The sequence below is a fragment of the Gordonia jacobaea genome, from assembly GCF_965344965.1.
In the GTDB taxonomy this organism is placed as follows: domain Bacteria; phylum Actinomycetota; class Actinomycetes; order Mycobacteriales; family Mycobacteriaceae; genus Gordonia; species Gordonia jacobaea.
The window spans coordinates 806271-823728 of record NZ_CBDRLS010000001.1; the positions used below are offsets into that span (position 1 = coordinate 806271).

Consider the following 17458-nt stretch of genomic DNA (forward strand, 5'->3'; position numbering starts at 1 on the left):
TGGAAGGAACCAGACATGGCACGTTCCGACGTCCTGGTCAGCGCTGATTGGGCTGAGCAGAACCTGAACAACGACAAGGTCGTCTTCGTCGAGGTCGACGAGGACACCAGCGCTTACGACGGCGGCCACATCGAAGGCGCCGTCAAGCTCGACTGGAAGACCGATCTGCAGGATCCGGTCCGTCGCGACTTCGTCGACCGCGAGCAGTTCTCCGCGCTGCTCAGCGAGCGCGGCATCTCCAACGACGACACCGTCGTCCTCTACGGCGGCAACAACAACTGGTTCGCCGCCTACGCGTACTGGTACTTCAAGCTGTACGGCCACCAGGACGTCAAGCTGCTCGACGGTGGACGCAAGAAGTGGGAGCTCGACGGCCGCCCGCTGTCGACCGACGCCGTCTCGCGTCCCGCGACCGAGTACAAGGCTGCCGATCCCGACAACTCGATCCGCGCCTTCCGCGACGAGGTCGTCGACGCCATCGGCGTGAAGAACCTCGTCGACGTGCGTAGCCCTGACGAGTTCTCCGGCAAGATCCTGGCTCCCGCGCACCTTCCGCAGGAGCAGAGCCAGCGTCCCGGCCACATCCCCGGCGCCATCAACGTGCCGTGGAGCAAGGCTGCCAACGAAGACGGCACCTTCAAGTCCGACGACGACCTCGCCGAGCTGTACAAGGAAGCGGGCCTCGACGGCTCGAAGGAGACCATCGCGTACTGCCGTATCGGTGAGCGCTCGAGCCACACCTGGTTCGTGCTGCAGGAGCTGCTCGGACAGACGAATGTGAAGAACTACGACGGCAGCTGGACCGAATACGGTTCGCTGGTCGGCGTTCCGGTTGAACTGGGAGAAGGAAAGTAAGTATGTGTGCTGCACCCAAGCAGGGACAGAAGTTGCCCGCGGGCGTCGACGTCGAGAAGGAGACCGTCCTGACCGGACAGGTCACCGACGCATCCGGTAACCCGGTTGCGGGAGCGTTCGTGCGACTGCTCGACTCGACCGGTGAGTTCACCGCCGAGGTCGTCGCAAGCCCCACCGGCGATTTCCGCTTCTTCGCCGCCCCCGGCACCTGGACGCTGCGCGCCCTCTCGTCGGTCGGCAACGGCGACGTGACCGTCAGCCCCGAGGGCCCCGGCGTTCACGACAAGGACATCACCGTCTCGAAGTAGACAAAAGAGTCGCCGTCTCAAAGGAGCGCAATCTTCAAGTAGCGCAACGCTTTTCGAGGCTGCTGATTCGCAGAGCAGGCCCGGTCACCCGCAGGGGTGGCCGGGCCTGTTTCTTTTGCGGCAGGCGTCGTGGCGAATCACTTCCCGCGCCTGTGCGGCGGATAGGTCGATGCGTACCGTGTGCAGTCGGGGCACCGGCTGAGCAGATCATGCCTGCAACCGATGACGTGTTCGAGGAAACTCTCCGCGTCCGCCAGCTGCGCGCGTTGTGAACGTATCCATCGGAGCTTCTGCTCGATCAGTTCCGTGCGACCTTCTTCGTCGCGGTGCAGCACCAGCCGGATCTCGGCAAGACTCATGCCGACGCTCTGGCAGGCCTGAACTATGCGGATGCGACGAATGTGCTCCTCCGTGTACAAACGGTGGCCCGACGCTGTGCGATCGGGCACGACCACACCGAGGTCGTGCCAGTGGCGTAGCACGTGGTCATCGACGCCGACTCGCCTGGAAGCCTCTCCGATCTTCACTTTCCGCACGACCTTCCGTCTTGACCTCAGGTCAACCTGAGGTTTTAGCGTATCGCCATGATGACACACGATCCGCTGCCAACCGCTTCGATCATCACCGTGGACGGAACCTCCATCGCGACAAGGATTCTCGAGCCCCCAACGGCCTCGGCGGGCGACATCGTGCTGTGCCACGGCACGCCATGGTCGTCTCAGGTCTGGACCAGTGTTGCCACCGACTTGAGTCGCGACTACCGAGTTTTTCTCTGGGACATGCCCGGCTATGGCGAGTCGGAGAAGAGCGCGGCAGTCACGACCGACTTGGCCGCGCAAGCGGTGCGGCTGGGTTCCCTCATCGAGTTGTGGGGATTGCAGCGGCCACATGTCATTGCGCACGACATCGGAGGCGCCGTCGCACTCCGCGCACATCTACTCAACGGCGTCGAGTACGCAGACGTGTTCCTCTGGGACGTCGTCACCCTGGACCCGTGGGGGTCGCCCTTCTTCCGGCTGGTTGCCGAGAACGCACCTGTCTTCGAGCAGCTCCCAGCACATCTACATGCGGCACTGGTCAAGGAATACATTGCCGCAGCGGCCTTTCGGCCGTTACCCGACGAAGACGTCGAGGCGCTCGCCTCCCAGTGGCTCGGCCCCGTCGGAGAGGCCGCGTTCTACCGGCAGATCACAGCACTCAGCGCAGCGGACACCCGCCCAGTGGCAAATCGACTGGAAGCCACACGCAGCCCGGTTCGTATCGGCTGGGGTCGGGATGATCCGTGGATACCGCTCGGGCAGGCCTATGAACTCCAGTCCAGATTCCCCGATGAGCCGGAGGTCGTCGTACTCGACGACGTCGGACACCTCACGCCCGTCGAACACCCTTCTGCGGTGACGGAGGCCGTTCGCGCATGGCTTGCACAGTAGCCAGGCAGACACGTTCGTTCTCGCAACCATCGATTGGTTCGAACGTACGAATCTCGGCCGTTTCACGGCTTCTGGCACTCCTGCGCGGCACATCCGGTGCTAACTTCTGCCTCAATTCCATTCGGGCAGGGGAGGTTACGATTTCCGGCAAACAGATCGTGCGTCGACTCATCGCGGTGGCGCTACTCGCACTGGGGGTGGCGGCCACGACGACCGTTCCCGCTCACGCGGCGCCGTCGTTTCAACAGTTCGCACGTCAGGACGTCGTCGTCGGCACGTTCTTCAACAGCGACAACGACCTCACCGACACCATGTACTACTCGACGGACGGCAAGACGTTCAAGTACCTTTCGACGCCATATCGCCGGGGGCAGAACGGATTCAACGATCCGTCGATCATCTATCACCGAGGCTACTTCTGGATGCTCGCCAACTGGCCCCGCAAAGACGGCAAGTTCTGGCCGATGATCGGCGTGTCCAAGGACGGCCGAAACTGGTCGCGCCCCGAGGGCAAGATGTTCAACGGCGGCGCCTACGCGGGCATCCCGCTCGTGCCCGCGCCCGGCGGAAGCGACATCGTCGCACCGGACTGGTACCGGGCACCTGACGGCAGCATCTACATCGTGCTCAGCGCAGGCTATTTCGGACACTTCCGCGGCCAAGTCGGGGCAGATCGCATGTCGCCCTATGTCATTCGAGTCAACCAACTCGACATCAACCCGGCAGGACGTGGCCGCGTCGTACCCGTCGGCAAGAACATCGTCTTCAACGCGGGGCCTGCGACACGCATCAACCTCGCGCCCGGTGCCGCGGACAGGATCGACGGTTCGTTCTTCCAACAGGGCGGTACCAAGTACCTCACCATCAAACGCGACGGCACCTGCAACGAAGTGTGGCGGTCGGGCTCGTTCAACGGCCCGTGGCGACGCGACGTCGATTGCGCCGCACACGTACAGGAGGGTCCGAGCATGACGCGCGTCGGCGGACGCTACTTCCTGTACACCGACAAAATCTACGGTGAACGCAAGATCTACTACTCCACCGCGCCGTCGCCGAGCGGACCGTGGTCGGAGCCGACGCCCATCAACACTGTCGGCGGCCCAGGGCGGACGCGACACGGAACAGTGATCCGACTCGACGACGCCGGCGCGAAGTGCGCCGTCTACCGGATCGTCTACGGACCCGGCTGCGCCCTGCCGTCGGAACCAAGCGGCCCCGACCTCGGCAGCGTTTCGGGGTTGTTCGGGAGCTGAGGTCGGAACTGCAGAACCGTGGCAAAGCGGCGGTGTCGGAATGGCTGGCCGCCGAGGGTGGTCGGCCTTTGCGGGTGACTCGGCGTGATGCCGAGGACCTGGTCTTGATAACCGCGGCGCGGGCTGATCAGGAACACGAGGTGGTTTCGGCCGCGGCGGCGTTGCTGCGGGCGCTGGTGGCCTCTGGTGAGACCGGTGTGTTTCGTGCGGCAGTGGTGGCGGCGTTCGCAAGGGCACAGCTGCTCTCGGATGAAGAGGTCGATCAGTTCGCCGCGGAGTTGGCCGATTCGCTGACAGTGGGCGTCTCACTCGACAATCCAGCGCCGTCGGCGCTGACGATCGAGGCGTGGCGGCACACCGCGGAGGTGTACGCCGATCCGGAGCTGGCGCGCATTCTGGCCTCGGCTACCGATGGTGATGCTGGCGCCGTGCCTGCGCCGCACCTGTGAGCCCAGCCAAACGCGGCGACCGTGTCGCCCCGCCTGCCGCTGAGGTCTCAAACGCGAGGTACGAGGCCCGCGGCCAATATTTCCAGCCGAGTGTGGTCGACCTCAGTGAACTACCGCCCGCGCATCGGAGTTAGAATCTAGCCGTGGTCATCTTCTTCGAAATCTTGCTGGTCCTCGCGGCCGTCCTGATCACCTGGTTTGCGCTGTACGTGCTCTACCGACTGGTCACAGACGAATCGTGACCTCCCCGGAGGACGCACAGCCCGACGACGCCGGCGCCGCCCGTAGATCAGGCGACGAGGCGATCAGCCAGGCCGATTCGCGCGCTGCCGAGTCAGGCAGCCGCGAACGCAACGTACCCGCGTGGGACGATCTGCCGCTGAAGGCCGATACCGCCAACCTGCGGCTCGGTGCGGACCTCCACCAGGGACTTCTCGCGTTACTACCGCTCGTGGGAGTGTGGCGTGGCGAGGGCGAGGGACACGATCCCGTCACCCACACCGACTATCACTTCGCACAGCAGATCGTCGTCAGTCATGACGGACAGAACTTCCTGAACTGGGAGTCGCGCTCCTGGGTCATCGACGAGGACGCCAACTTCCTTCGTCCCGACCAGCGTGAGACCGGCTACTGGCGTATCACCGAGGACGACTCCATCGAACTGCTCCTCGCCCACGCCGAGGGCTGGGTCGAGCTGTTCTACGGTCGGCCGCTGAACCAGACGTCGTGGAATCTCACCACCGACGCCGTCGTGCGCTCGGAGACCAGCGCCCCCGCCGGCAACGCCAAGCGCCTCTACGGCATCGTTCCCGACGGCGACCTCGCCTACGTCGAAGAGCGCGTCGACTCCGACGGCGACCTCACGCCGCGCCTGTCCGCGAAGCTGCGTCGTTTCGTCGGATAGTCAGCGCACGCCGCACGCATTCGCCTCGGTCGCGTGACGCTGCCTGATTGTCGAATTCGCTGCCTGATCACCCACGCAATTGCGGCGGCGGGCCGTCGAAGAAGAACTGGAGCGCGAGCGGGCCGTCGTCGATGATCTCTCCCACCAGCACCGGGCGCCCACCTCGACGCTCACCCTGCAGGATGTGGAACTCGGTGTCGGGCAGGATGCGCGACGCGCCGCGCGGCAGGTAGGTGAACAGCGCATCGGCGGTCCCGCAGACGCCGGGGGCGGAGAGGATCGCCAGGTCGGCGAGGCCGTCATTGTGCAAGACAAGGTGGCCCGATGCGGCACCTGCGATACCAAGTCGGCTGTAGCCGAGGTTCTCGACCGTCCCGATGATCCAGTTGGTCGGCCCGTCGTTGGTCCATTCCGGATCCTCGGTGGTGAGATAGCGGCTGCGCACCGCGGCAGTGCGATTCGACGACTCGTGCATGCGCGCGTGGAGAGATCTGACCGCGCTGGTTGTTCTCATCATCGACCTCACTGTCTGTCACAAATCACGGGTAACGAGTGTGCTACTGACACGAAGTTCACTCCCCGGACTCGGCGGCCGCATGCGTAATGCACTACTCGTTGTCGGAATTGCCCGACAGGCCGAGGCTGCCGCACTACCTCAGGCCGCGAAAGAACCCAGACACGGAACAGCCCAAGACATGGAACGACCCCCGCATCACCCGTCAGAGACGGGCACATCGGCCGGACGCCGGATGCGGGGGTCGGGTGACCATCTGGTATTCGCCAACGGGCGAACTGCTTAAGTCACAGGCGGTCCGCCGTTAGCGGATGGCCACCTCACGTGTCCGTATGTCATACAACTTCAGACCACCTCCTTTCTCGTGTACGACCGAAAGTACGCCCGCAACAACATGCCCGCAACGCATTTTTCGCTGCGTATGCCGAGGTCGGATCTGCGTTCAGAATTTTTGTCAGACCTCGAATGTATGTTTGGTTCATGTCCTTGGAAACCACTCTCGACGCCGGCGCGGGCGCGCCCGGCGCGTCGTCGGATCCCGAGCGCTTTGGCGCGCCGACGATGCCGCCGATCGTCGAGCAGATGTGCGAGGACGAAGAACTGTCGAAGACCGACCTGGTCGAGATCATCGCGCATTGCGCGTCTGTTCGCGCCAGCGCCGATTATCGAATGCTGCAGGCTATCAGCCTGATTCACGAAGAGCACGAGGAAGACTACGGCTCAGAGATCGGCGAAGCGCACCCCGGCCCCGCCGATTCCCCGGAAGATCTGCACGCGCTGGCGACGCTGGCCAGATCCGGCGGTAATCCGCGCGCCCGGTTCGGCCCGGACGGACTCGAGCGCACCATCGCCGACGTCGGCGCGGTCCTCTCGGTCTCGCCCGCCAGGGCGCGTGAGCTGATTACCGCAGGGCATGCCGTCCGCTATCGCCTACCGCTCACCGGCTCGGTACTGGCGTGCGGACGTCTCGACCTGTCCCAATTCCTCATCGTCCTTTCGCGCACCGCCCTGTGCGGACCCGACACCATCGCCGACGTCGACGCCCGAATCGCCTCGGCACTGCTGGCGCGCAACAAAATGTCGACGACTCGCCTCAAGGCACTCGTCGACAGCGTCGTCGCACAACTCGACCCTCCCGCGGTCAAACGGCAGCGCGAGCTCGTCGAGCATGACCGCGACGTGCAGGTACGGCCCGACCGGCACCAGCCAGGACAGTCCCGTATCAGCGGGACGCTTCCCATCGAGTCCGGTGTCATGATCGACGCCCGGCTCAACACGATGGCCGACGCCGTCCACGACGCCGACCCGCGCACTCACGCACAACGTCGAGCCGACGCCCTGACCGCCTTCGCGCACGGCGAGAGCCACCTCACCTGTAGGTGCGAGGCCTGCGCGCTGTCTGACGACCTCTCGGAGGCGGCAAGCGAACCAACCGACGACCTGCCCGACCAAGCCGCCGCACCGGCACAGATGATTCCGCCGTCGCCGAGAGCGGTCATCCACGTCGTCGTCAACGAGTCCACCATCGATGGCCACGACGACAAACCGGGATTCATCGACGGACACGGCGTTGCGATGCGGAGACGATTCGAAAACTACTCACGGATGCCGAGATCGACTTCCTCGATCCCGCGACGATCAACGAGCGTGCCGCCTCATCGGCACTGCGGTACACGCCGAGCAAGAAGCTCGACGCGCTGATCCGCTCGGGCGAGCTGTGCTGCACGTTCCCCGGATGCAGCAACCCGGTGTGGCGCGCCGACGTCGACCACGGCGAGGCTTTCAACCGCAGCAATCCGCAGGCTGGAGGCGCCACGCTGGCGTCAAACCTCAAGCCGCTGTGCAGGTTTCACCACAGGATCAAGACCTTCGGCAACTGGCGCGACCTGCAGACCGTGATGGGGACGACTCTGTTCGTCTCCCCCACCGGGCACACCTTCGTCGGCAATGCGTTCACGGGCTTCAACCTCTTCCGAGGGCTGCACAGGCAGAAACCACCCGATCACCCAGCCAATCGCCGAATCAACGCCGCACACGACGCCAAGCGTCGTCGACTCGAACGTGCCGAAAAGCGCTGGAACGACGAGAACCCGCCGCCCTACTGAGCAATCGCCTACTGAGCAATCGCCTACTGAGCAATCGCCACCTACTGGGAACTCACCGGTTCCCATTCGATGCGCACGAAGTCAGCAGACTCCGCACGCGGTGGCTGATGCGTCACAACCACCACGGTCCGCTCGGGTCCGAACATGCCACCGACCGGCGTCAGCAGGCGGGCGAGCAACTGCTCGGCGTCCGCGGCGTCGAGGTGTTCGGTCGGCTCGTCGAGCAGCACCACCGGTGCCCGGTGCAGCAGTGCGCGGGCAAGCAATAGTCGACGACGCTGCCCACCGCTGATCGCCTCCGCCCCACCGGTCAGCACCGTGTCGAGGCCGTCGGGCAGACCTGCCACCCACTCGCCGAGACCGACGGCGCCCAGCGCCGCGCGCATCTCGTCGTCGGTCACGTCGCCGCGGGCCACGCGCAGGTTCTCACCGAGCGTCGTCGAGAAGATGTGCGCCTCCTCGGCGAAATAGCATGCAGCCGAGCGCAATGCGACAGGAGTACCGTCCTGATCGGTGGCACTCACCGAACCGGCACGCGGCTCGAGCAGACCGGCGATGGTCAGCAGGAGCGTCGACTTCCCGATGCCGCTCGGGCCGACGACGGCAAGTCGCGATCCCGGCGGCAGCACCTGGGAGATGCCCTGTTCAGGGCCGAGCGTCGGCGGTGTGGCGTCGGTTGTGGCGGGCCACCCCCACCTCAGCTGATCGAGCTGCATCGTCACCGGCCCGGCGTGTACCGGCACGTCGATGTCGTCGGCGCCATCCGTAGAAGCTCCGACCTGAACACCTTCAGCACAGGCGCCGTCGACCAGCGCCATCACGCGCGCCGCGCTCTGGCGGCTGCGCTCCAATTGGATGCCCGCCTCGGTCAGCGGTGCGGTCGATTCGAATGCCGAGAGCGGCAACAGGATCAGCACGCCGAGGATCATCGGGGTCAGTCCGTGGCCGCTCGCGACGTCGGCGAGGGAACCCGACGTCGACGACGCCAGGTGGATTCCGATCAGGCAGGCGGCCAGCAGCGACGCCCCCAGCGCGAGCGGCGTGGCCGCTGCGGCGAGTGATTGCACGCGCACACCACGATCAGCAGCGGCGATGGCATCCTCGTCCGCGGCACGGGCGTCGGCCAACACCGCGTCACGACGCCGCCCGACGATGAGTTCCGGCGCATGCCAGAGCGCGGTGGACGCGGTATCGGCAGCCCGTGTAGTCGCGGCGGCACTGTCGGCGATGGCCCGCGCCGACCCACGCGCTGCGAGCCACGGCGCCACGACACCGCTGACGATGAGCGCCACCGCCAACACGACTGCGGCCCAACCGGATACGAACGCCATGATGATGATCGCGGCGAGCGACGTGGTGAATCCGACGCCGATCGGGATCAGTCCACGGATCAGTGCGTTACCGAGTTCGTCGATGTCGTCGCCGGTTCGGGTGAGCAGATCACCACGCCGCAACGTGACCGAGTACGCGGGCGAGCCGGTGGCCAGCGCGAGGTAGAGACGTTCCCGCGCCGTCGCCATGCCGCCGAGCGCCAGATCGTGCGTCGCCAGCCGCTCCAGGTAGCGGAACAGACCACGCGAAATACCCAGTGCGCGTACCGCGGTGATCGCGACCGACAGAAACAACACAGGCGGCATCTGCCAGGCACGCGTGATCAGCCACGCAGACAGCGCGGCCAAGCCCAACGCCGACAGCGCACCAGCGACTCCGAGCAATAGCGACCGCGCAACCGGCTTCCACTTCAGATCCAGGAAACCCAGCGCACGGACAAGCGGATCGCTGCGCCACCCGGCCCTGTTGTCAGCCAACGCCGATCACCTCCGGAAACTCGACGATGCTGTCGGCATAGGCACGAGCAACCGGACGATGCGCGACCACGACCACGGTGTCGCCCGCCCACGCGCGACGAGCGAGCGCACCGAGCACCGATGCCTCCGACGCCGCGTCGAGGTGTGCTGTCGGTTCGTCGAGCAACAGCAGCGGCGCCGGCGACGCCAATCCACGTGTCAACGCCAGCCGTTGACGCTGGCCGGCCGACAAACCGACACCGCCCGCCCCGAGTTCGGTGTCGAGCCCATTCGGCAAGGAGTCCACGACGACGTCGAATCCTGTTGCCGCGGCGGCCGTCTCGAATGATTCGGGCGGCACCTGCCCGAACAGCGCGAGATTCTCGGCGACCGTGCCCGGCACGATGACCGGCTGCTGGGGCAGCCAGATGACCTGCTCGTGGTACGCGGTCGGTTCGAGTTCTGCGACCGGGATCGAACCGACAAGCACCGACCCGTCGTCGGGTGCGATCAGGCCGAGCATCGTCGCGACGGCGGTCGACTTACCCGCACCGTTAGGACCGGTGAACAGCGTGAACTGTCCGGGTTCCACGGTGGTGGTCAGACCGTAGGGCGCCCAGCCATCACGCCCGTGGACGCCGACGTCGAGAAGCCGGATCGGTTCTCCCGCAACGGTGCACGTGCGCGTTCGGCGAGATGTCGACGGTGCCGTGACATCGCCGGAATCGATCAGCTCGAGCACTTCGTCCGCCGCGGCGACCCCGTCGGCCGAGTTGTGGAACTGCGCACCCACTTGGCGTAGCGGCAGATACGCCTCGGGCGCGAGGATGAGCGCGAAGACACCGGCGTAGAGGCTCATATCGCCGAACACCAGCCGCAGTCCGATGCCAACCGCGACCAGAGCGACACACAGCGTCGCCAAGAACTCGAGCACACCACCGGAGAGAAACGCCACCCGCAGCCCGGACATGGTGCTGCGCTTGTGTTCTCGCCCCAACTCGGCAACCCGCGCCGCGGGCGCCTGCGCACGATTGAGCGCACGCAACGTGGGCAGACCCGCGATCAGGTCGAGCACTTGCGAATTCAACGTGCTCATCGTCTTGAGCTTGCGCTCGGTTCGATCCCGCGTCATCAGTCCGATGAGGATCATGAACAACGGAATGAGCGGCAGCGTGATGATGATGATCAACGCCGACGGCCAATCGGCGAGTGCGATCACGACCACGACGGTCGGAGTCACCAGCACGGTCACAATCAATGCCGGGACGTAGCCCGACAGGTACGGCCCCAGCGCATCGAGGCCGCGCAGCAAGACCGTCGTCGCATGCTCCCTGCGCCGCACCAACTCTCGCGTCGGGGTGCGGTCGGGATCGGTCAACACACGCAGTGCACGCGCACGCAGCTCGGCAATGGTCGACGCCGACGCGCGGTGCGCATACCGGTCATGCGCGTACGACATGATCACGCGAACCGCCAACGCGCAGGCCAGGATCCACAGATGCGTCGATTGCGCCGAGATCGACCTGCGCGTCGGGTCGACGATGATCTCCGACAGGATCGACGCCGTCATCGCCGCGGCGACGAGCATCGCGACAGTGGTGATCGACGCCGAGATCGCCGTCACCGCAACGTAGCGGCGCGTCGACGGCGAGTATTTGAGCAGGCGAGGATCGAGAGGTGGACCCCCACGACGCTTTGCGCCCGAGGCCGCTGGGCCACCCCGGCTGTCTGCCGGGGCGCCCACCGGGCTTACTCCCACGCCTTCAGCGACGACAACCCGATCGACTCTGGGATCTGGTCAACCGACAGCCGCTTGCGGAACACCCAGTACGTCCAGGCCTGGTACGCGATCACGATCGGCGTGACGACCACCGCGGCGATCGTCATCACCGTGAGCGTGTAGTCGCTCGACGCCGTGTTCTCGACGGTCAGGTTGAACGCCGAATCGGTCGTCGACGGCAGCACATTCGGGAACAGGCACGCAAAGAGCGAGGCAACCGTACCGGCGATGGCAATCGCGTTGGCGGTGAACGCGATTCCCTCCCTTTCAGCCTGCGTGGCGATCACCATGACAACCGCTGCGACGGCCGCGATCAACACCGGGATCCACGTCCAGCCGTTGCCGTAGGCGAACTGCGTCCACAGCAGGAAGACTGCCGCGACGACCAGCGTCGGAATGGCGAGCACCTTGGCGTACTTCTTCGAATCCTCTTCCAGCACACCACCGGTCTTGAGGCTGAGGAAGATCGCACCGTGGGTGAGGAACACCAGCAGCGTCGTGAGTCCGCCCAGCAGACCGTAGGGGTTGAGAAGGTTGAAGAACCCGCCCGTGTACTGATGCGCCTCGTCGATCGGCAGACCACGAACGACATTGGCGAATGCGACGCCCCACAGAATGGCGGGAATCCACGAACCGAGTCCGATACCGATGTCGCACCACTGCCGCCACTTGGGATTGTTGATCTTGCCGCGCCATTCGATCGAGACGACACGTGCGATCAAGCCGACGAGGATGAGGAACAGCGGCAGGTACAGGGCAGAGAACATGGTTGCGTACCAGCCGCCGAACGCGGCGAACAGCGCGCCGCCCGCCGTCAGCAGCCAGACCTCGTTCCCGTCCCACACCGGCCCGATCGTGTTGAGCAGAACGCGACGTCGTTTGTCGTTGTCGGCTGCGTCGTCGTCAGCAGATACCTTGCTGTCGCCGCCGGTATGACTGCGTCCCAGGAACGGCATGAGCATGCCGACACCGAAGTCGAAGCCTTCGAGGACGAAGTATCCGACGAACAGAATGGCGACGATGATGAACCAGAGGTTTCCGAGCATCTCTCCCACTCCTCAGTACGCGAACGACAGTTGCTTGGGACCATCGGCATCGTGGTCGGTGACATCGTTGTCGAGCACCGGCGGGACGTCGTCGTGTGGACCAGGGCCCTCGATGATGTAGCGGCGCTGCAACAGGAACCAGACAACGCCGAGTGCGCCATAGAGGAGCGTGAAGCCGATCAGCGTCACCCAGACGATCGGGGCCGTGTGATTGGAGACGCCGTTCTGCACCAGCATGTGTATTCGCGTCGGGTCGAGGTTGTCCTGCCAGTTCGGCGCCACCACCCACGGCTGGCGTCCCATCTCGGTGAAGATCCAACCGGATGCGTTGGCCAGGAACGGAGTCGGGATCATCCACAGCGCAATCAAACCGAATTTGCGTGAGCTGATCACCTTCTTCTTCCGTGTCAACCACAGTCCACCGAACGCGACGATGACCGATCCGAGAGCCCACGTGATCATCGCGCGGAATCCCCAGTAGGTGACGAACAGGTTCGGGGCGAAGTTCTGATTCGGTGGGACGCCGGGAGTGCCCGCCAGCTTCTCGGTGTACTCCCGCTGCAACTCGTTGACACCCTGGAGGGTCTGGTTGAAGCGATGAGTAGCCATGAACGACAACATGCCGGGGATCTCGATCACGTGGTCGATGTTGTCGCAGTTGTTCTGCCTACCGATGGAGAGCACGGAGAAGCCCGCATTCGTCTGTGTCTCACACAGTGATTCGGCGGCGGCCATCTTCATCGGCTGCTGTTTGAACATGATCTGCGCCTGGTAGTCGCCGGTGACGATCAGCAGTACTCCCGAGACGATCGCCACCCAGCACGCGAACCGGGTGACCGGGCGCCAGAGACGTCGTGCATCTCGTTCCAGATCCTCTGGCGTGGCGTCGATCTGGCTGGGCGACGTGGTCTTGGGCATGTCGGAGGTGTCGCCGGTCTCGATGGCCTCGCGCAACTTCTTGGCGCGCCACATGTTTCGAGCCATCCACCAGGCGCCGATGGCCGCGACGAAGGTTGCCGCGGTCAGCCACGCACCCACGATCACGTGTGGGAACGCGGCAAGGGTCGTGCTGTTGGTGATCACAGCCCAGAAGTTGTTCATCGCGGGACGATTCCGCTCGTCGCTCCACTCGACGCCGACAGGATGCTGCATGAACGAGTTCGCCGCGATGATGAAGTACGCCGACGCGGTGACACCGATCGTGACCAACCAGATCGTCGCGAGGTGAATGGCCCGCGGCAAGCGACTCCAGCCGAAGATCCACAAGCCGAGGAACGTCGATTCGAGGAAGAAGGCGATCAGCCCCTCGAGTGCCAGCGGCGCACCGAAGACGTCGGCGACGTATCTGCTGTATTCACTCCAGTTCATTCCGAACTGAAACTCCTGCACAATGCCGGTTGCGACACCGAGGGCGAAGTTGATCAGGAACAGCTTCCCGAAGAATTTCGTGGCCCTCAGCCACTGCTCATTCCCGGTCTTGTACCAGACCGTTTGCATGATCGCGATCATCGGCGCAAGACCGATGGTCAGCGGAACAAGAATGAAGTGATAGACAGTCGTGATTCCGAACTGCCATCGTGACAAATCCAGAGCGTTCATCGCGTCTCGAATCTCATAGCCGCGCCCCCGGGCTGGGAGACGCGTCCTGGTACGAAAACACGAGCTTGCTACGACACCACGTAGTAGCTCGTTGTCGACGACGCTACGCTGGGCCGATCCTGGGGACAAGCAGCCAAAGGTCCCGTCGTCAGGATGAAGTTATGAGCCGTGTCTCACAGTGTCGCCGGCGTCTCGACGCGTACATCAACAAGGCAAAGCCGCCGACCTGCCTATTCTGAGTCATCGCAGATGGCACGGTCCACCAAATCGGCGAACTGCTCAGTATTCGACGCCACGGGCGTTACGTATCTATTAAGTGCGGTCACCCGAGCCGCCAACGTGACGCTACTCACGAGCCAAAACGAATCCGCGGCAATCAGGTCCGCGGTCCGCAGAATTCGCGTCTCGGTGCGCCAGCCCTCCTTCTCGGCCAATGCGAACGTGGCCCTCGCCGTGGTCCCGGGAAGAATGCCGACCTCTGTGGGAGGCGTGACCAACGTCTTGTCATAGACGGCGACGACCGTCGAACGCGGACCCTCGAGAACCGCACCCTCCGCGCTCAGGTAGATGACGTCGTCGAATCCCTGTGCCGTCGCGTGGCGCAGTGCCGCCATATTGGTCGCATAACTCAGCGTCTTCGCTCCGAGGAGCTGCCAGGGCGAGCTCGCCGCGGCGTCGATCGAATAGCCACGATCGAGCGTCACAACCGAGACACCGTCGCGTCGGACCGCCGTCACCCGATCGGCGACAGGTCCCACCGTCAGATACGCCGTGGGCGGACCGTCCGCGCCCGCACTCTCCCGGCCTCGCGAATAGACCAGGCGCGCAAGGCCCTCCGCACCCTGTGGCGCATCGGCGGTCCACTGCTTGGCCGCGACGTCGATCAGCTCGCGCCACGCGTCGACGTCGGGCTCGGGGAGGTCGAGCATCGCCGCACTGCGCGTGAGGCGCTCGAGGTGCAGTCCGACGCACCGCGCGCGTCCCCCGCGCACGAGCAGCGTCTCGAAGATGCCGTCGCCTCGCACCGCGGCGAGGTCGTCGGCGTGCAGGAACGGTTCGTCAGGCTCGTGGCGCTCACCGTCGAGGGTCATCAGGATCGAGTGCGACATAGTCCACGAGGCTAGTGCGTTCGCTGCGTAGAATCAGTGAGGTGGCGCCCTCCCCGATCTTGACCAGGTATTCCACCAAGGGCGCGGTCGCTGACCCGCACTCTCCCGCAGACGATTCGTCGACGACGCTCGCGTGGCATTACGGCGATCCCCTCGGCGAACAGCGAGCCGCCGTGCGCGGTGCCGTCATCATCGACCGCTCCGATCGCGCCGTCATCGAGGTTCCCGGCTCCGATCGCCTCGCCTGGCTGCACAACATCAGCAGCCAGCATGTGAGCCATCTCGCCGATCGACTCAGCGCCGAGTCGCTGTCCCTCGACATCAACGGGCGCATCGAAGACCACTTCGTCGTCACCGATGTCGACGAGGTGACCTGGATCGACACCGAGGGCGATCGCGGAACACCGCTTCTCGACTTCTTCACCAAGATGATCTTCTGGTCCGACGTCGCACCTGCGGCCCGACCCGACATGAAGGTGCTGACTCTCATCGGCCCCGACGTGCTGCGCGGACCGATCGCCGAGGTCCTCGACATCGACCCCGACGCCGCGCCGTACACCGCGGGCGACCTCCCCGAAGCCCATCACGAAGAAGAGCCGCTCGGTTTCTGGCGCATCATGCCGCCGCTGTCGGAGGGGCCGCACGCAACCGGCGTACTGCCCGTCGTGGACCTCGTCGTCCCCGAGTCACAGATCGTGGGCTGGTGGGACACCGTGATCGAAGCGGGCGCACGTGCCGCCGGGAGCTGGGCATTCGACGCGCTGCGCGTCGCAGGCATGCACCCCCGCCTCGGGATCGACACCGACGAACGAACGATCCCCCACGAGCTGAACTGGATCGGCGGCCCGGAAGAGTTCGGCGCCGTACATCTCGACAAGGGTTGCTATCGAGGCCAGGAGACCGTGGCACGCGTCCACAATCTCGGCAAGCCACCTCGACGACTCGTCCTGCTGCACCTCGACGGCAGCGCCGACGACAAGCCCGAGCTCGGCGCCGCCGTGACCGCGGGCGGACACACCGTGGGGCGTGTCGGAACCGTCATCGACCATTTCGAACTCGGACCGATCGCCCTGGCCCTCGTCAAGAGCGGAATCGGCCCCGACGTCGAGCTCGAGGTCGGGGATGGACTGCCCGCCCGCATCGACCCCGACTCGATCAAGGTCGACGACCGCGTGCAGGCGGGACGGGCCGCTATCGACAAGCTGCGCGGCCGATGAGCGCATCGGCGAACGATCAGCCACAGGAACTGCTCGGGCATGTCCTTGCGGTCTGCGTCGCCGAGCGCGACGTGGATCTGGGACGTGTCGGAGTCAGCGCGATCGACAAACGCCCCCAGCAGGGCAGGGTGGCCGTCGGCGACGAAGGCCTCATCACCGATCACGTCTGCGACAAGAAACACCACGGCGGACTCGAGCAGGCCGTCTACGCGTACGACCACGCAGAGGCACACGAGTGGGCGACGACGCTCGGGCGTGAACTTCCTTACGGCTGGTTCGGCGAGAACCTCCGGGTCACCGGCCTCCCCGTGACCGACGCCCTGGTCGGCGAACAGTGGGCCGTCGGCGACGACGGGCTGCTCCTCGAAACCACGATTCCCCGTATCCCGTGCCGCACCTTCGCCGCGTGGGCTGACGAACCCCAGTGGATCAAGCGGTTCCTCGACCGCACAGACGTCGGCACCTACCTGCGGGTTCTCCACCCGGGCACGGTCGGCGCCGGCGACGACATCCGCGTCGTCTTCCGCCCCGACCACGGTGTGCGGGTGCGTCATCTGATCACCGGGACCGACGGCGATTCACTGCGTGCGTTGCTGGCCGACGACCACCTCGCCCCCAAGGTTCGCCGCGAAGCCACCAAGAAGCTGGCTCGCGCATAGCCATCGACCCGCGCGGATGCGCCCCGGTCACGCCCCTTGTCACGGCTCAGTCGGCGTGGCAAGGCAGGGCAATCCACAGAATCCGTTTGGGCGCGCTAGACTGGTCAGCACGACAGATTCACTACCTAGAGAACGGGGCCGCCACTAGTTTGGCCGCCCCGTCATTGTGCGAGGGGGTCCCATATGGGCCGCGGCCGGGCGAAAGCAAAGCAGACGAAGGTTGCTCGTCAGCTCAAGTACTCCACTCCCCACACCGACTTCGACAGCTTGCAACGCGAGCTGTCGGGGTCGGACGATTCGGCGGACCGTCCGAATCCTGTGGACGAGTGGGCCGAAGAGGAGGAGTGGAAGCGCGCCTGACGCGTCCCTTCTCCTGCGGTAACCCGCACGACCTTTTAGTCACGTCGGTGATGCGCTCGGCAGTCCCGTGCGCATCACCGACG

Annotated in this window: 18 protein-coding genes; 11 read left to right on the forward strand and 7 right to left on the reverse strand. The window is 65.1% G+C overall.

What is annotated here, in order from left to right:
* The first annotated feature begins 15 nt into the window (after positions 1-15).
* Together ACRVY7_RS03685 and ACRVY7_RS03690 are read left to right on the forward strand one after the other, a co-directional pair.
* Positions 16-855, forward strand: coding sequence for a sulfurtransferase (locus tag ACRVY7_RS03685; protein WP_005204219.1), 840 nt, complete (start codon positions 16-18; stop codon positions 853-855).
* 2 nt (positions 856-857) lie between these two features.
* Positions 858-1163, forward strand: coding sequence for a DUF1416 domain-containing protein (locus tag ACRVY7_RS03690; RefSeq protein WP_005204217.1), 306 nt, complete (start codon positions 858-860; stop codon positions 1161-1163).
* A 137-nt stretch (positions 1164-1300) separates the two neighbouring features.
* Here ACRVY7_RS03690 and ACRVY7_RS03695 read toward each other — a convergent pair whose 3' ends face one another.
* Complete coding sequence (locus ACRVY7_RS03695; RefSeq protein WP_431816019.1) at positions 1301-1690, reverse strand: helix-turn-helix domain-containing protein; 390 nt, start codon at positions 1688-1690, stop codon at positions 1301-1303.
* A gap of 57 nt (positions 1691-1747) precedes the next feature.
* Here ACRVY7_RS03695 and ACRVY7_RS03700 point away from each other — a divergent pair, with 57 nt between their 5' ends.
* From ACRVY7_RS03700 to ACRVY7_RS03715, 4 genes are all read left to right on the forward strand, one after another.
* Entirely contained in the window at positions 1748-2593 is an 846-nt protein-coding gene (locus tag ACRVY7_RS03700) for an alpha/beta fold hydrolase (protein WP_431816020.1), read from the forward strand.
* 158 nt (positions 2594-2751) lie between these two features.
* The gene (locus ACRVY7_RS03705) at positions 2752-3846 is read left to right on the forward strand and encodes a glycoside hydrolase family protein (protein ID WP_431816021.1); all 1095 of its coding nucleotides are present in this window, start codon (positions 2752-2754) and stop codon (positions 3844-3846) included.
* Positions 3847-3920: 74 nt separating this feature from the next.
* On the forward strand, positions 3921-4295 hold the full coding sequence (locus ACRVY7_RS03710) for a hypothetical protein (RefSeq protein WP_431816022.1): 375 nt from the start codon (positions 3921-3923) through the stop codon (positions 4293-4295).
* A gap of 238 nt (positions 4296-4533) precedes the next feature.
* A complete protein-coding gene (locus tag ACRVY7_RS03715) occupies positions 4534-5199 on the forward strand; it encodes a heme-binding beta-barrel domain-containing protein (RefSeq protein WP_431816023.1) in 666 nt (221 codons plus the stop codon).
* 67 nt (positions 5200-5266) lie between these two features.
* Here the strand turns inward: ACRVY7_RS03715 and ACRVY7_RS03720 are convergent, their stop codons facing one another.
* On the reverse strand, positions 5267-5716 hold the full coding sequence (locus tag ACRVY7_RS03720) for a hypothetical protein (protein WP_431816024.1): 450 nt from the start codon (positions 5714-5716) through the stop codon (positions 5267-5269).
* Between the two features lie 477 nt (positions 5717-6193).
* Here ACRVY7_RS03720 and ACRVY7_RS03725 point away from each other — a divergent pair, with 477 nt between their 5' ends.
* Both ACRVY7_RS03725 and ACRVY7_RS03730 read left to right on the forward strand, forming a co-directional pair.
* Entirely contained in the window at positions 6194-7414 is a 1221-nt protein-coding gene (locus ACRVY7_RS03725) for a DUF222 domain-containing protein (RefSeq protein ID WP_431816025.1), read from the forward strand.
* 47 nt (positions 7415-7461) lie between these two features.
* On the forward strand, positions 7462-7818 hold the full coding sequence (locus ACRVY7_RS03730) for a hypothetical protein (RefSeq protein WP_431816026.1): 357 nt from the start codon (positions 7462-7464) through the stop codon (positions 7816-7818).
* A 41-nt stretch (positions 7819-7859) separates the two neighbouring features.
* Here the strand turns inward: ACRVY7_RS03730 and cydC are convergent, their stop codons facing one another.
* The 5 genes from cydC to ACRVY7_RS03755 all read right to left on the reverse strand — a co-directional run bounded on the left by cydC (position 7860) and on the right by ACRVY7_RS03755 (position 15139).
* Complete coding sequence (cydC, locus tag ACRVY7_RS03735) at positions 7860-9626, reverse strand: thiol reductant ABC exporter subunit CydC (protein WP_431816027.1); 1767 nt, start codon at positions 9624-9626, stop codon at positions 7860-7862.
* Positions 9619-11349 carry a thiol reductant ABC exporter subunit CydD gene (cydD, locus tag ACRVY7_RS03740; RefSeq protein ID WP_431816028.1) on the reverse strand — a complete coding sequence of 577 codons (1731 nt, stop codon included), beginning with the start codon at positions 11347-11349 and terminating at the stop codon, positions 9619-9621. Before cydD ends, cydC begins: the two co-directional genes overlap by 8 nt.
* Before the next feature lie 5 nt (positions 11350-11354).
* On the reverse strand, positions 11355-12431 hold the full coding sequence (cydB, locus tag ACRVY7_RS03745) for a cytochrome d ubiquinol oxidase subunit II (protein WP_049698049.1): 1077 nt from the start codon (positions 12429-12431) through the stop codon (positions 11355-11357).
* 12 nt (positions 12432-12443) lie between these two features.
* Entirely contained in the window at positions 12444-14030 is a 1587-nt protein-coding gene (locus tag ACRVY7_RS03750) for a cytochrome ubiquinol oxidase subunit I (RefSeq protein ID WP_431816029.1), read from the reverse strand.
* A gap of 230 nt (positions 14031-14260) precedes the next feature.
* Entirely contained in the window at positions 14261-15139 is an 879-nt protein-coding gene (locus ACRVY7_RS03755) for an aminodeoxychorismate lyase (RefSeq protein ID WP_049697747.1), read from the reverse strand.
* A gap of 41 nt (positions 15140-15180) precedes the next feature.
* Here ACRVY7_RS03755 and ygfZ point away from each other — a divergent pair, with 41 nt between their 5' ends.
* From ygfZ to ACRVY7_RS03770, 3 genes are all read left to right on the forward strand, one after another.
* Positions 15181-16356: a CAF17-like 4Fe-4S cluster assembly/insertion protein YgfZ gene (ygfZ, locus tag ACRVY7_RS03760; RefSeq protein WP_431816030.1), complete on the forward strand. Its 1176-nt coding sequence runs from the start codon at positions 15181-15183 to the stop codon at positions 16354-16356.
* Entirely contained in the window at positions 16353-17015 is a 663-nt protein-coding gene (locus ACRVY7_RS03765) for an MOSC domain-containing protein (RefSeq protein ID WP_431816031.1), read from the forward strand. The genes ygfZ and ACRVY7_RS03765 overlap by 4 nt, the downstream gene beginning before the upstream one ends.
* Positions 17016-17198: 183 nt before the next feature.
* Complete coding sequence (locus tag ACRVY7_RS03770; RefSeq protein ID WP_005204191.1) at positions 17199-17375, forward strand: DUF3073 domain-containing protein; 177 nt, start codon at positions 17199-17201, stop codon at positions 17373-17375.
* Positions 17376-17458 lie beyond the last annotated feature (83 nt).